Annotated in this window: 9 protein-coding genes; 6 read left to right on the top strand and 3 right to left on the bottom strand. The window is 45.2% G+C overall.

The genetic code is table 11. The features are described 5' to 3' along the window. Positions 1–218 precede the first annotated feature (218 nt). Together KTG12_RS16320 and KTG12_RS16325 are read right to left on the bottom strand one after the other, a co-directional pair. Positions 219–539, bottom strand: a complete 321-nt coding sequence (locus KTG12_RS16320; RefSeq protein ID WP_005640492.1) for a heavy metal-binding domain-containing protein — start codon at positions 537–539, stop codon at positions 219–221. A gap of 94 nt (positions 540–633) precedes the next feature. Next, on the bottom strand, positions 634–2,895 hold the full coding sequence (locus tag KTG12_RS16325) for a GH92 family glycosyl hydrolase (protein ID WP_155144295.1): 2,262 nt from the start codon (positions 2,893–2,895) through the stop codon (positions 634–636). A gap of 378 nt (positions 2,896–3,273) precedes the next feature. On the opposite strand from KTG12_RS16325, the gene KTG12_RS16330 reads away from it, so the two are divergent. Genes KTG12_RS16330 through KTG12_RS16340 form a run of 3 tightly spaced genes read left to right on the top strand, consistent with a single transcriptional unit; the run spans position 3,274 to position 4,584 of the window. Continuing rightward, positions 3,274–3,669 carry a hypothetical protein gene (locus KTG12_RS16330; protein ID WP_155144298.1) on the top strand — a complete coding sequence of 132 codons (396 nt, stop codon included), beginning with the start codon at positions 3,274–3,276 and terminating at the stop codon, positions 3,667–3,669. Between the two features lie 13 nt (positions 3,670–3,682). Beyond that, positions 3,683–3,961, top strand: a complete 279-nt coding sequence (locus KTG12_RS16335; protein WP_005640500.1) for a LysO family transporter — start codon at positions 3,683–3,685, stop codon at positions 3,959–3,961. Continuing rightward, entirely contained in the window at positions 3,958–4,584 is a 627-nt protein-coding gene (locus KTG12_RS16340; protein WP_155144301.1) for a lysine exporter LysO family protein, read from the top strand. Before KTG12_RS16335 ends, KTG12_RS16340 begins: the two co-directional genes overlap by 4 nt. A 536-nt stretch (positions 4,585–5,120) precedes the next feature. Here KTG12_RS16340 and KTG12_RS16345 read toward each other — a convergent pair. Further along, positions 5,121–8,372 carry a S41 family peptidase gene (locus KTG12_RS16345; RefSeq protein WP_155144303.1) on the bottom strand — a complete coding sequence of 1,084 codons (3,252 nt, stop codon included), beginning with the start codon at positions 8,370–8,372 and terminating at the stop codon, positions 5,121–5,123. Positions 8,373–8,501: 129 nt separating this feature from the next. Between KTG12_RS16345 and KTG12_RS16350 the strand changes: the two genes are divergently transcribed. The 3 genes from KTG12_RS16350 (at position 8,502) to KTG12_RS16360 (ending at position 13,714) form a co-directional block, all read left to right on the top strand. Next, the gene (locus KTG12_RS16350; RefSeq protein WP_138273248.1) at positions 8,502–9,077 is read left to right on the top strand and encodes an RNA polymerase sigma factor; all 576 of its coding nucleotides are present in this window, start codon (positions 8,502–8,504) and stop codon (positions 9,075–9,077) included. A 221-nt stretch (positions 9,078–9,298) separates the two neighbouring features. Further along, positions 9,299–10,285 carry a FecR family protein gene (locus tag KTG12_RS16355; protein WP_122116382.1) on the top strand — a complete coding sequence of 329 codons (987 nt, stop codon included), beginning with the start codon at positions 9,299–9,301 and terminating at the stop codon, positions 10,283–10,285. An 87-nt stretch (positions 10,286–10,372) separates the two neighbouring features. Beyond that, the gene (locus KTG12_RS16360) at positions 10,373–13,714 is read left to right on the top strand and encodes a TonB-dependent receptor (RefSeq protein ID WP_046452269.1); all 3,342 of its coding nucleotides are present in this window, start codon (positions 10,373–10,375) and stop codon (positions 13,712–13,714) included. Positions 13,715–13,717: the final 3 nt, after the last annotated feature.

Below are 13,717 nucleotides of genomic sequence, written 5' to 3' on the forward strand. Positions count from 1 at the left end.
CCCATAAGCCATGTGGATGCCAGGGTATTCCTTAAACAGTATTTCTGCCCTTTCCTTTTGTTTTTCTGTCTTCTTCTGGTATGAAGTCATGTTCCCGTCCGGAATGCTCCTTCTTTAGAGATCGTGTTTTGGGATGGCGAGTTTGATTGCAGAAAATATGGTTTAGTTTTTTTATGTGATTCTTTTTTCCAACTACAAAGAATATTTCATTTTCGGGATTATTGATAGCGTACAGCAGTCCCTGCGGCAGTAACCATTAGCATACTTCCACTTCCCCCAACTGTTTCGTAGTCCAGATCTATGGCGATTACAGCGTTTGCACCCAGTTGTGTCGCATGATCGCTCATTTCTTTTAAGGCGGTTTCTTTTGCTTCGCGTAATACGCTTTCGTAAGAACCTGCGCGTCCTCCGACAATATCCCGGATGCCTGCGAAGAAATCTTTGAATACATTTGCTCCGATGATTGTTTCACCGGATACGATTCCGAAGTACTGGGTAATTTCTTTTCCTTCAATCGTGTTAGTTGTTGTGAGTAACATAGCTTTTTTATTTAATTGTTTAGGGACAAATATAAGATAAAGGGCGAACCAGTGTACTGATCCGCCCTTTGTTTTTATGTTTCTTTATATGAATTTATTTAACCGGTTGATCGGTCATGATAAATTCCAGCTTGCCGCCTTTTATGATGTCGGTGTGGCTGATGAACAGGGTGTCGAGGATTTTGCCGTTCAGTTTAACCTCTTTGATGTATTTGTTGGCTGCACTGTTGTTTTTTACCAAGATCTCGAAAATACCGCCTTTTACATGAATAAGCGCTTTGTCGATCATCGGACGGCCCAATGTATAGACCGGAATTCCCGGAGCGATCTGATAGAAGCCTAACGCACTCATTACATACCAGGCGGACATCTGTCCGCAGTCCTCATTTCCGATGATACCGTCCGGCGCGTTTGTGTAGAAATTTTGCATGATCTGATCCAGGCGCTCTTGCCCTTTCCAAGGAGAATCCGTCCAGTTATATAAATAAGCCATGTGATGGCTCGGCTCGTTGCCGTGCGCATATTGGCCAATCAGTCCGGTGATATCCCCGGAGGCTTCTTCACCATCAACTTGGGAAGAGGTGGTGAATAATGTGTCCAAGCGTGTCTCCAGCTCTTTTTTACCACCGATCGTGGAGATAAAGTTGTCCATATCATGAGGTGCAAAGAAACTCCATTGAAAGGCATTCCCTTCGGTATAATCGCTCTTCATATGGGAAGAATAACGGGGATTGAACGGTGTACGGAAAGAACCATCCCCCATCACCCCGCGCATCATCTTGGTCTCCGGGTCTAAGTAGCGTTTGTAGTATTCTGCCTTTGCCGCATACTCTTTTGCCAGTTCCGTATTTCCTGCTTTAGCGGCGATTTGGGAAATACACCAGTCATAGTAGGCCATCTCTAATCCCCAGGAAACAGATTCGGGAACCGAGTCGGCCGGGACAAAGCCGTATTTCTCCTTATAATAGGGGTGGCGGGTAATCAAATCCAACTCACGTGTTCCTTTGAACTTCTCTGCCAGATCGTTTCGGTAGACAGATGAACGGGCGCCTGCTTCGGCCCAAACGTTCAGATCACCTTCTGCCAGGTCTTTAGTCACTAAATCTGCCAGTACAGAGACTGCCGGATAACCTACCATGCAACCTGTATAGCTGGAAGCTAACGGCCATTTCGGAAGGATCCCTCCTTCTTTATATCCTTGCACGAGCACTTTTCCCCAATCGGCAGCCCGTTTTGGTTGGATAATCGTCATCAATGGATGCAAAGCGCGGAAAGTATCCCAAAGTGAGAAGACAGAATAGTTCACATAACCTGGTTCCGCCCGGTGCACCTTCTTGTCCATTCCTAAATAGCGCCCGTCCACATCCTGATAGGCATAAGGTGCGATCATCGTGTGGTAGAGAGCTGTGTAGAAGTTCACCATCACTTTCGGATCGGAGCTTTCGATCCGGATATCGTTTAAAGCTTTGTTCCAGATACGTGCGGATTCAGCCCGTGTAGCATCGAAATCCCATCCCGGCAGTTCGGCCAGCATGTTTCTCTCTGCACCGTCCGTATCGACAGGAGAGATCGCCACTTTTACATACAGTGGTTTGTTGCTCTCCGCAAATTTGTAATGGAATTTCAGATCGTTTGGTGTGTTGATACGCAAGAACAGCGAATCTTTCCGTAAATTTCCGTCGATATACTGGTATAGTGTTTCGATCGGCTCCGAGAATGTGATCCGGTAAGAGACAGAATGGAAATGTGCCCATCCCTGCGTCCTGACAGTCCCCTCCACCGTCGAATCGTTTACAAAAAGATATTCGTTCCCTACTAACTTATGTCCCCAGTTCGGTTGCAGCACATGACCGAGATCGAGAAGGACACGGCGGTCCTTCGGATTATCGTATGTGTATTTATGGAATCCGACACGGTCCGTACTGGTCAACTCCACATTAATTCCGAAATTGTCGAGACGTACTGCATAATAGCCTGGCGTTGCTTTTTCCGTCTCTTTCTTGAAAATCGCAACCGGTTTGATCGAGTCACCACCGGAGAAAGGTAGGATCGCCACATCTCCCAAGTCGCCGATACCCGTACCTGATAAGTGTGTATGGCTGAAAGCATATATTTGGTTGTCATCATAATGGTATCCGCTACTGGCATCCCAGCCCATGATATGTGTGTCGGGGCTGACCTGTACAAGAGCAAACGGACGGGTAGCACCGGGAAAGGTATGCCCGTGAAAGCCTGTTCCGATAAATGGGTTCACATATTGAATTTCATCTCGTAGTTGTTCCTCGTCGGACGGTTGGTTACAGGCTGCCAGAAGTCCGACCACTGCAGCCTGAAGGAATAGGATTGTTTTCTTCATGTTATATTATCTGTGTTTTATCTCCTAAATGAATGAATCGTTATTTTTGACTTTACAAATATAAAGAAAAAGAACAATATACGTGTATGTCCTGCTTTTCTTCGGGAAAAAGTTCGTAAAATTTGTAACTGTCCCCGTCCTCACTCTTCTTTTGTGACAGAGATGAGAACGGATGAATTCATAAAACGTATTTTGACTTTAAAGGATAACCTGTTCCGGGTTGTATTCCAGATCACGGGAGACCACAATTTGTCGGAGGAGATCGTGTAGGACTCTGCTAAAGATGCATTATTCTATTTATTCTTATCCTGACTACTTCATTTATATTCGATAATGCTTATCTTTGAAGCGCTAAGTCTAATTTAATCCTATTTTATTATGAAGACGAATATGGGAAAAGTATTTACTACGCTTCTTTGTATGATGATGTGTTTATCACTTTATGCGCAGGAATTTACTCTCGGCATGGTTGTTGGTTCGTGGAATTTTTCGGCTCCCGATGCTCCTTACGGTTATCAGAAAGGGACTTGCCAGATCAAGAAAACTGGTGAAAACCTTTCCGCTGTTTTCACGATCAGCGATACGGAAATGACCGTGAAGGAAATCAAGAAAGAGAGCGATACCTATAAATGCAATTTCTATGTAGATGGAACCTATGTTTCACTCACTTTCATACAGGAAGGCAAGAATAAACTGACAGGGAAAGCAAATGCAGAAGGTCTGGTAATCCCTGTTACATTCACTAAAATAGTTAAAGCTGTCCAAGCGCGATAATCTTTTTTTATCTATGTTTACTGTCATTGGTATTATGTTCGCGGGTATTGCCGCAGGCTATCTTTTGCGCAAAATCGAACTTTTGCAAAAGATCGGCAAACCTATTTCTTATACGATCCTTTTGCTTCTTTTCCTTTTGGGAATATCTGTCGGTGCGAATAAGGATATTGTCGATAATCTTGCCACGTTGGGTGGTCAGGCATTCCTGCTTGCCTTGGCTGGTACGGTAGGGAGTGTATTGGCTGGCTGGGGAGTCTATCGTCTGTTTTTTAAAGAAAGGAGTCGCGGATGAAAGGAAGTCTGATCGTTGTAGGATTTTTTGCGCTTGGTTGCTTGTTGGGATGGAGTGGCTGGCTGCCCGATGTTGTCATTGAAAACGACATTACGGTATATGTCTTATATCTGCTAATGCTTCAGGTCGGGCTCAGTATCGGTAGTGATAAGAAGCTAAAGGATATTCTCGGCAGTATTCGTCCGAAACTGCTTTTGGTCCCTTTGGCTACGATTGCCGGGACACTGGTCTTTTCGGCTTTGGTCGGTCTGTTGCTTACGCAGTGGAGTGTATTTGATTGTCTGGCGGTAGGAAGCGGTTTTGCCTATTATTCTCTTTCGTCTATCTTGATTACCCAATTGAAGGAACCTTTTTTGGGTGTCCAACTCGCCACAGAATTAGGAACAATCGCTTTAATGGCAAATATCATGCGCGAGATTATGGCTCTTCTCGGTGCGCCTCTTTTTGTCAAATATTTCGGCCGGTTGTCTCCTATCTGTGCTGGAGGTGCCACGACTATGGATACGACCTTGCCTATCATCACTCGTTATTCGGGAAAAGACCTTGTTTTCATTTCAATTTTTCATGGGATTATCGTAGATTTTACGGTTCCGTTTTTTGTGTCGTTCTTCTGCTCGTTTTAGATATGGTTCCTTTTTTGTTGAAATACGTGACTTATTTTGCTTCAAACAGGCAGAAAAAGTGCCGAAGATTCCCGTTTACAGGCTTTTTACACCCGGATGTGAACGGTCTTGACACCCGAGTGTGAATGATATCGAGACCCGGGTGTCAATGGGTTTATCTTATTATGTTATTGAAAATAAGTAATGTGAAGAAAAATGTCGGACAGGCGGTTAGTGATAGTATGATAGATGAAATAGGCATCCATCATACCTACTATCATTGCTTGGGTCTATTGATATTCAATAGATAAAAGACAATTAGTGATAGTATGACAGTTAAATGTAACTATGTTTTATCCCTTCTGTTTATGTTCGTAGAGAAATAATGAAGTCATATTATCGGGTGAAGGCAGAACTGGTAATGCTTTCGTTTGGATAAACATTGAATCTTATAAGTATGGCAAAAAGTGAAGGATAAGTACGTGAATTGCGTACGAAAAAGAACGGCTCCCATTCCGTAGCAGTGGATGAGAGCCGCTTTGAGATCGCACATAATATTACTTTTGTACCTCTTTCAACATCTCTTTTACCGCCTCTTCCAGCTGGTGATCTTCGCCTCTTAGCTGTGATTCGGGGGAGTTGTAGACTTCGATGTCAGGTTCGAGTTGTTGGTTTTCGAGATAGCGGCCCTGCATATCTTGCATGCCGACTTGCGGGATACCGAAAACGATTGACGGGTCAATTTGGGTTTCCCACCATACGGCAGTCATCGTTCCCGGTACGGGAGCGCCGATCAGTTTGCCGATTTTCAACGTCTTATATGTCCAGGGAAAACCGTGGGCGTTCGAATAATTGTCTTCGCACATCAGTACGCATGACGGTTTCAGCCATCTGTTAAACGGATCGTTTCCGATGAACTGTCCGCGCGGAGTGAATTTAGCATACAGTTCTCCACTCAACAAAATTGCCAGGTCCTCATGAAGCCAACCGCCACCGTTATGGCGCGTATCGACAATCACGGCTTCCTTCTCGCGGCAACGACCTAACAGCTCGGAATAGGTATCGCGGAAACTTTCGCTGTTCATGCCTTTGACATGTACATATCCGATCTTTCCGTTCGACAGCTTGTCGACCATCTGGCGCTTCTGTTCCACCCAACGTTTGTAAAGCAAATCGGATTGTGTGCCGTAGGTGATCGGTTTGACTTGTTCTTCGAAACGTTCTTTGGTTGCCGGATCGTAAACGGACAGTAGTACCTGCTTGCCGGCTTTGCCGCTTAATAGCGGATAGTAATCTTCTCCACTCTTGATATTCGTGCCGTCTATCTTTTCGATGATGCAGCCAGGCTTGATCTTGGTGTCGGCTTTTGTCAACGGGCCTTTGGCGATGATTTCTTCAATCTTCAAACCGTCGCCTGTGTAATTGTTGTCATAGAAAGCGCCCAAGCTAGCTGTTGCTGGTGCGGAAGATGCAGAGCGGTAGCGTGCACCGGTATGTGAACCGTTTAGTTCGCCTAACATTTCAGAAAGCATTTCTGCGAAATCGTAGTTATTGTTGATATGCGGAAGAAATTTTTCGTATGCCTTTCCATATCCGGCCCAATTGATACCATGTATTTTGGGATCGTAGAACTTGTCTAATACTTGGCGCCAGGTGTGATGGAATATATATTCGCGTTCTTTCGCCGGGCGATATGAAAATTCGGCTTTGAATGCGATCGGTTTCGTTTTGCTGTCCTTGATTTCGATCTTCTTCAACTGGCCTCCCGAAACGAGGAAAATGTTCTCGCCTTTCTTGTCGGGGAACATCGTTCCGCCACCGACACCTTTGATCAGTAGTTTGGTGGTGTTCTCCTTGAAATTGTGTTCCCATAGGTCGTAACCGTTTTCGAATGCGGCGCAATAATATAGCTTGTCGCCTTTCTGCGTCAGGACGGCGTCACCTAAGAATGACGAGTTGACGGTCAAGCGCATGATACGGTCTTTACGATTGGCCAAGTCGAATTTAAGCGGTTCGACCGGCTTATCTGCTTTTTCGTCTTTCTTGTCATCGTCTTTATCCTTGTCTTTCTTGCTGTCCTTGTCTTTTTCGTCCTTATCTTTGTCCTCTTTTTCTTCGTCCAACAAAGCTTGTTCCTCTTTGGTGAGGCGGAACTTGTCGTATGCTTCGCCGTCGAAGAACATGATGTAAATATCATCTTCTGCTCCCCAACTGCCATGACTGCGATAACCGGCCCGGTCGGACGACCAGATCATCGCTTTTCCATCCAGTACCCATTTGGCGTTGTTGTCGGAGTAGCCGCTTTCGGTCAGGTTGGTCATTTCGCCGCTGCCGTCCGCTTTCACCAAAACGATGTCCGTATTGTTCCATCCTCCGATCGCGATATATTTAGCGAGGAACCATTTGCTGTCGGGTGACCATTGATAATATTGATCGCCGTCGGCATACGAATAATTATATTTACCATCCAGGACGGTGCGTACTTGTTTGTTTTTCAAATTAATCACGCGTAGAGTCGTACGGTTTTCCAAGAAAGCGACTTCCTTTCCGTCCGGAGAATACATCGGCTGGAAAGAGGTCTGCGAATTTACCACCAACGGTTCTTCCTTCAATTCCTGTGCGTATGTGAAATATTTGTCGTTCTTGCGTACCAAGCTGCTTTGATAAACGCCCCAGGTTTCGCCCCGTTCGGCCGAGTAAACCAATGAGCGTCCGTCTGGGCTGAAATCGAGATCGCGCTCCTGCTGCGGTGTGTTGGTGATTTGTTTGGTAGTTTCGTAGTCGACCGAGGTTACATATACATCGCCGCGCACGATAAAAGCGACTTCTTTGCCATTAGGGGAAACTGCGATATCGGTGGCCCCGCTTGCCTTGAGTTGATGGATCAGGTCGTTCTCCACCTTATCCGAGATGATCTGTACATCCACTTTCTTAGGCTGTGTACCCTCTTTGACCGTATAGATTTCGCCATCGTATCCGTAACAGAGGTTGCCGTTGTTGTCGGAAGTTAGGAAACGGACGGGATGCATGGTATGATTGGTTATCTGCCGGCTATTTCTGCCGGTCAGGTCGTTTTTGAATATATTGAAACTTCCTTTTTCTTCACTCAGATAGTAGAAGGAAGAACCGTCTGTCGCCCATACCGGATTACGGTCTTCTCCTTTAAAGGAAGTTATTTTTTGGAAGGAATGTTCCCGACCGAGAGTGCACAACCAGATGTCCCGTGTGATGGAAGACTGGTGGTGTTTACGCCAAGGATCTTCATATCCCTTCTTGTCTTGGTATAAGAGTTTGTCACCCTTCTTGTTCAAAGCTAGGCTTTCCATGGCGAGGGAAGAATAGAGTTCGGGGCGTCCTCCATTGATACCGATCCGGTAGATTTGTGGAAATTGCCCGGAGGGGAATTGGCTGTCTTTCGCATCCTGCTGGATCGCGGCCGAATAGAGAATGTGCTTTGCATCACTGAACGTTTCCGGATATTCATTTGCGGAGTGAGTGGTCAACTGTTTCGGGCTACCTCCTTCCATATCCATGATGAAGATATCGAAGTTTCCGTTCCGGTCAGAAGCAAACGCGATCTTGCTGCCGTCAGGCGACCAGATCGGGCGCGTATCGTGAGCCGGATGGGTTGTTAACTGGGTAGCTTTGCCACCGTTTGCCGGAACGGTGTAGATATCGCCTTTGTAAGTAAAGGCGATCGTTTCACCGTTTGGAGAAATTGCCGGATAGCGCATCCATAGCGGATCATTTTCGGCCAGCACGTTTGTCGTAAACAGTAGTGCTGAAGTCAGGATAAATAATGATTTCATGCTTTGCGTTTTTATGGGTGTAAAGATACGGTATTATTATAAAAAAAGATAGAAATAAACTTAATAGTAGCTGTTTAGTAGTTTATTTCTATCTTTACGAACTCAAAGTGAGGGGTGAAAGAGGTGAATATGCATGAAACAGAGATACATAGAAATACTATAGAAAAACTTAAACGTGGTTCCTATGAGGCGTTCGATACATTATATGATATGTACGCGGATTCTTTGTACGGTTTCGCCTTGCTGCATACGAAATCATCTGTCCAGGCGGAAGATATCGTACAGGAGACGTTCCTCAAGCTGTGGAACATGCGTACCTCCTTGTCTGTTGAAGGCTCTTTCAAATCCATGTTGTTCACGATTGCCAAGAACCATGTGATCGATGTTTTCCGCCAACAGATCAACCGTCCGGATTTTGAAGATTACATACGCTTTTGTGAAGACGAACATCTTTTGGATAACACTTCCGTAGAAAAAATATATTACGATGACTTTATCGACAAGCTGGCGATAGCTAAGCAAAAACTGACCCCCGCGCAGCGGAACATTTTTGAAATGAGCCGTGAAGAGGGAATGAGCAATGCCGAAATAGCCGCTCTTTCGGATATTTCCGAGCAGACGGTAAAGAATCATTTGTCCGCAGCGTTAAAGATTCTGCGTGAGGAACTTCGGAAATATAATTATCTTTTCGCCCTTTTCATATAAGAAAACTTGAGAAGCTTACTTTCCTTTCCCAAAGCGGCTCTTGGAGTTCCAGATAGTTTCAGCGCTTGGAACTAAAAGTTCGTACGGTGAAACAGAAAGTTTCGCTAAAGGAAACTTCGAGCGTATTATAGGGGAAGAAACAGGAATATGCTTTAGAACATATAAAAACGCCTGGTACTTTTTCGGTACTCCTTCGTGTAACTATAAACAAGCAACAAATTATGACCGATTTATTTGATAAATTATATTCTCAATTCTTGAGCGGAAAGACCAACCGGAAAGACTTCGAGGGCTTCAAGGAGTCCTTGAATCATCTTTCGGACCAGGAACTGGCCGAAAGGATGGAAGCGTTTTGGGATGAGAATACGGTTTATCCGTCTATGGAAGTCGGTCGTAAGCGGGAAATTCATCGGAGACTTCGTCTGCAGATACATCCTCCTAAAATCTCCATACGCTGGTCCCGTATCGTGGTGGCGGCGGCCGTGATTGCCGTCTTGTCCGTTACGGCGTGGAACTTTTCTCTTCTGCATGAATTGCAAAATGCGAACTCTTCTTTCTTGGCGGAAGTTCCGGCCGGAGATAAGGTGCAGTTGACCTTGCCGGATAAGAGTTCTGTCAAATTGAATTCGGAAAGCTCTTTGTCCTACGCCTATGTCAACGGAAAGCGTGTCGCCCGTTTGAAGGGCGAGGGGTACTTCCAGGTTTCCAAGGACAGGAAACATCCGTTTGTCGTGCAGGTCGGCAATCTGAATATCGAAGTGTTGGGGACTTGCTTCAATGTCTATTCGTATGAGGAGAATGACTTTGTAGAGACTTCCTTGATTGAAGGCTCCGTGCGCCTCTACGATTCCAAGTCGCCTTCTGAAAGTTTTATCCTGAAACCGTCGCAGAAAGCGATCTATTCGAAAAATAATGGGAAAATCAGTTTTCACAATACAGACAATGTAAAAGAAACCGCGTGGACGCAGAATCATCTGGTGTTCGAATCGGAGAAGTTGGGTTCGGTGTTCCAAAAGATCGAAAGATGGTATGGTGTGCATATTGACCTGCTATGTCCGGAGATTGCGAACGATCAGATTTCCGGCTCTTTTAAGGACGAACAACTTCCGTATGTCATGGAAGCTTTGAAATTTCAATATGGATTTAATTATGAGATCACAGGAAACAATGTTACGATTAATAAGTCTAACCAATTAAAAATAAAATGAGCCTATGAGATGAACAGGTGAAATCTAAGAAAAAGTGTTTTTAAAAATCAATTGTTTAATTCTAACTTAAGTCTATTTATCATAGTCATGAAGAAAGTATTTCGGAGTGCAGCACTCCTGTTTTTGTGTACAACCATGTACGCACAGGACATTTCGCAAACAATGTCAATGAATTTGCAAAATGTCACATTAAAAGAATTTTTTAAGAATCTGGAGGCACAGACTTCTTTTTCGGTTGTTTACCGGGATATTATCCTGAGTGAAAATCCTGATGTAGTCGTTTCTGCTTCCAATCGCCCGTTAAAGGATATCCTGTCTCAGGTACTGGAAAAACACGGCCTTTCCTACAAAGTGAGTAATAAGACGATCGTTATCGTTAAGGCAGAAGCGCAGGCTCCCGTGAAACAGCGAAAAACCAAGAAAATATCTGGTGTGATTACCGATGAAACAGGTCTTCCGGTAGCTGGAGCGAATATCGTAGTCAAGGGAACGACTAATGGGACCATTTCGGATATGGATGGAAACTTCTCTTTAGAGGCTGCTCCGGGGGAGATGTTGGAAATATCCTATATCGGTTTTTTGCCTATGGAAGTAAAGATCGATAACAAGAATACGTTTGACATCCTGATGAAAGAGGATGCACAAGGTTTGGATGAAGTTGTCGTGATTGGTTATGGTACGGTAAAGAAAAGAGATTTGACTGGAGCTGTCGCTTCTGTCAATGCTGCCAAGATTTCAGCTGTTCCGACCTCTACGGCATCGGAAGCCTTGCAGGGACGTATTCCGGGGGTTGTCGTTTCGAACGCCAACTGGTCGCCAGGCTCTACTCCGAACGTGATGATCCGTGGTAAACGTTCGATCACGGCAAGCAATGATCCGTTGTATGTGATTGATGGTGTTCCCGTTACTGGCGGTATTGGCGAAATCAGCCCGTCGGATATAGAGTCGATGGAAGTGTTGAAGGATGCGTCGGCAACAGCAATCTATGGTGCTCGTGGTGCGAACGGTGTTATCCTGATTACGACCAAGCAGGGGAAATCAGGCAAGACTCAGATCGATTATAACGGATATGTCGGGGCGCAGACAATTTTGAACCAGCTCGATTTTTGGGATGGTCCGGAATATGCCGAATATACGCGCGAGTCTTATCGCAATACGAGCAATAATTCGATCCGCTACAACTCGGATGTGGCTTCAAAGGAGCAGGATATGGTTTGTCCGGGATTTACACGTGACCCGTCGATCATGGAATCGGTCATGATGGGTTGGGGTGACGATGGCGTTTACTATCCGTCCCATGTGCGTACGACCCGCTATATGGATCATGTGACCCGCACCGGTATGGTGACCGACCATCAATTGAGTATCCGAGGTGGTGGCGAACGGACGAACTTCTTGGCTTCCGCTACTTACAATAAGAATAACGGCATTTTCAAGGATGAGGATTATGAACGTTATTCGATCCGTTTGAATCTGAACCACGAAATCAACAAATATGTGAAGATCGGGGCGCAGACGCAATATTCGCATGCCATTCAGCAACGCGGGGCCGGACTTGCCAGTGGTTGGCGTTTAAGCCCGTTGGCTCAGTTGTGGGATGAGAATGGCGAGATTATTCCGTTACCAGGGTCTTATAATGTCTACAATACGATGATGGACCTTGTTCCGGGTGCAGTGGACCGTCCTGTGAAAACAACCCGTTACCTGGGTAGCTATTCTCTGGATATCAAACTGCCGGTCGACGGACTGAAGTTCCGCTCTAACCTGGGCCTCGATGCCCGTACCGTACAGGACTACGAATTCTGGTCCGCTAAAACGAGTAATCGTGGCATGGGGACTTCTTATGCGAAGAATGCCGTTGACAAATACACGATGTTTACTTTGGAAAACATGCTTTTCTATGATAAGACGTTCAACGACAAACACACCTTGGGCGTGACTTTATTGCAGTCCATTCAAGAAGACAAAAGGGAAAGTGTGAACGTCGCAATGGAGAATCTGCCGGCCGATAACCTGAAATATTATGATCTGGGGTCGGGCTTGGTGACCAATACGATCGGCAGCTCGATGATCAAGTGGAATATGGCTTCTTTCATGGGACGTATCAATTATAACTATTTAGGACGTTACCTCCTGACGGTTTCTGCCCGTTATGACGGTTCGTCTCGTCTGGCTGACGGACACAAGTGGGTGCTTTTCCCTTCTGCCGCATTGGCATGGCGTATCAATGAAGAATCTTTCATGTCGAGTACATCCGGATGGTTGGATAACCTGAAATTAAGACTTGGTTTTGGTAAGACTGGTAATTCGGCCGTAGATCCTTACCAAACGAAAGGTACGTTGTCGTTGATTCGTTATCCGTTTGACAATGGTGGAACTCCAACGATCGGATATGCCCCGAATGCGATGGCGAACAGTCTGTTGACTTGGGAAACGACGGACCAGTGGAATTTGGGTATCGATTTCGGTGTGTTGAGAGGACGTATCAACGGGACGATTGACTTGTATATGCAGAATACACATGATTTGTTGCTGAAACGCCAGTTACCGGTTGTTTCCGGTTTTCCCGATGTGCTATCGAATGTGGGTAAAACGCGTAATAAGGGTATAGAAGTTTCTATCAACTCTATGAACATCAATTCGAAAGACTTCCAGTGGACAACTGATTTGATGCTGTCTTCCAACAAGGAAGAAATCGTTGAACTGTATAATGGCAAGAACGACGATATCGGTAGCAAATGGTTTATCGGCCAGCCGGTGAATGTTCATTATGACTACCGGAAAGTAGGTATCTGGCAGAACACGGAGTCAGATCTTGCCGAGATGGCAAAATTCGCCGCCAACGGTACGGAGTTTGCTCCGGGCGATATCAAGATACAGGATGTGAATGGCGACTATAAGATTACGGATGCCGATAAGCAAATTCTGGGAAACCCACGTCCGAAGTTGATTGCCAGTATGGTGAATACTTTCAACTATAAAGGTTTCGACCTGTCGGTCTTTTTATATGCGAGTTTCGGTGCTATGCTGTATAATGATATTTATGCTGTGGAACATTGCGGACGTAACGGCGGTGTGAAAGTAGACTACTGGACACCGAATAACCCGACGAACGCTTATCCTCGTCCGAGTATCGATGAGGAGCGCCCGATCTACATCACATCCACTTATTATGAAAAAGCGGATTTCTTGCGTGTAAAGACAATGACATTGGGATATACCTTGCCGAAGACCTTGACCAATAAGTTCCTGGTGGAGAAACTGCGTGTTTATTTTACAGCCCAGAATCCGTTTATCTTTACCAATTATACGGGTATTGATCCGGAAGCAGCTAAAGTAAATTCGGCCGGTAATCCTGAAACCAACGGTAGTGGTTTCGGCACTCCGAGTGTCAGTTCCTGGATTTTTGGTATAAACTTGACTTTGTAATTT

It is taken from the genome of Parabacteroides sp. MSK.9.14 (assembly GCF_019041495.1).
GTDB lineage: Bacteria > Bacteroidota > Bacteroidia > Bacteroidales > Tannerellaceae > Parabacteroides > Parabacteroides merdae.

Coding starts and splice junctions, on each gene's coding strand:
- KTG12_RS16320 (WP_005640492.1), bottom strand. CDS start 539: ATGTTACTCACAACAACTAACACGATTGAAGGAAAAGAAATTACCCAG.
- KTG12_RS16360 (WP_046452269.1), top strand. CDS start 10,373: ATGAAGAAAGTATTTCGGAGTGCAGCACTCCTGTTTTTGTGTACAACC.
- KTG12_RS16330 (WP_155144298.1), top strand. CDS start 3,274: ATGAAGACGAATATGGGAAAAGTATTTACTACGCTTCTTTGTATGATG.
- KTG12_RS16335 (WP_005640500.1), top strand. CDS start 3,683: ATGTTTACTGTCATTGGTATTATGTTCGCGGGTATTGCCGCAGGCTAT.
- KTG12_RS16340 (WP_155144301.1), top strand. CDS start 3,958: ATGAAAGGAAGTCTGATCGTTGTAGGATTTTTTGCGCTTGGTTGCTTG.
- KTG12_RS16355 (WP_122116382.1), top strand. CDS start 9,299: ATGACCGATTTATTTGATAAATTATATTCTCAATTCTTGAGCGGAAAG.
- KTG12_RS16325 (WP_155144295.1), bottom strand. CDS start 2,895: ATGAAGAAAACAATCCTATTCCTTCAGGCTGCAGTGGTCGGACTTCTG.
- KTG12_RS16345 (WP_155144303.1), bottom strand. CDS start 8,372: ATGAAATCATTATTTATCCTGACTTCAGCACTACTGTTTACGACAAAC.
- KTG12_RS16350 (WP_138273248.1), top strand. CDS start 8,502: ATGCATGAAACAGAGATACATAGAAATACTATAGAAAAACTTAAACGT.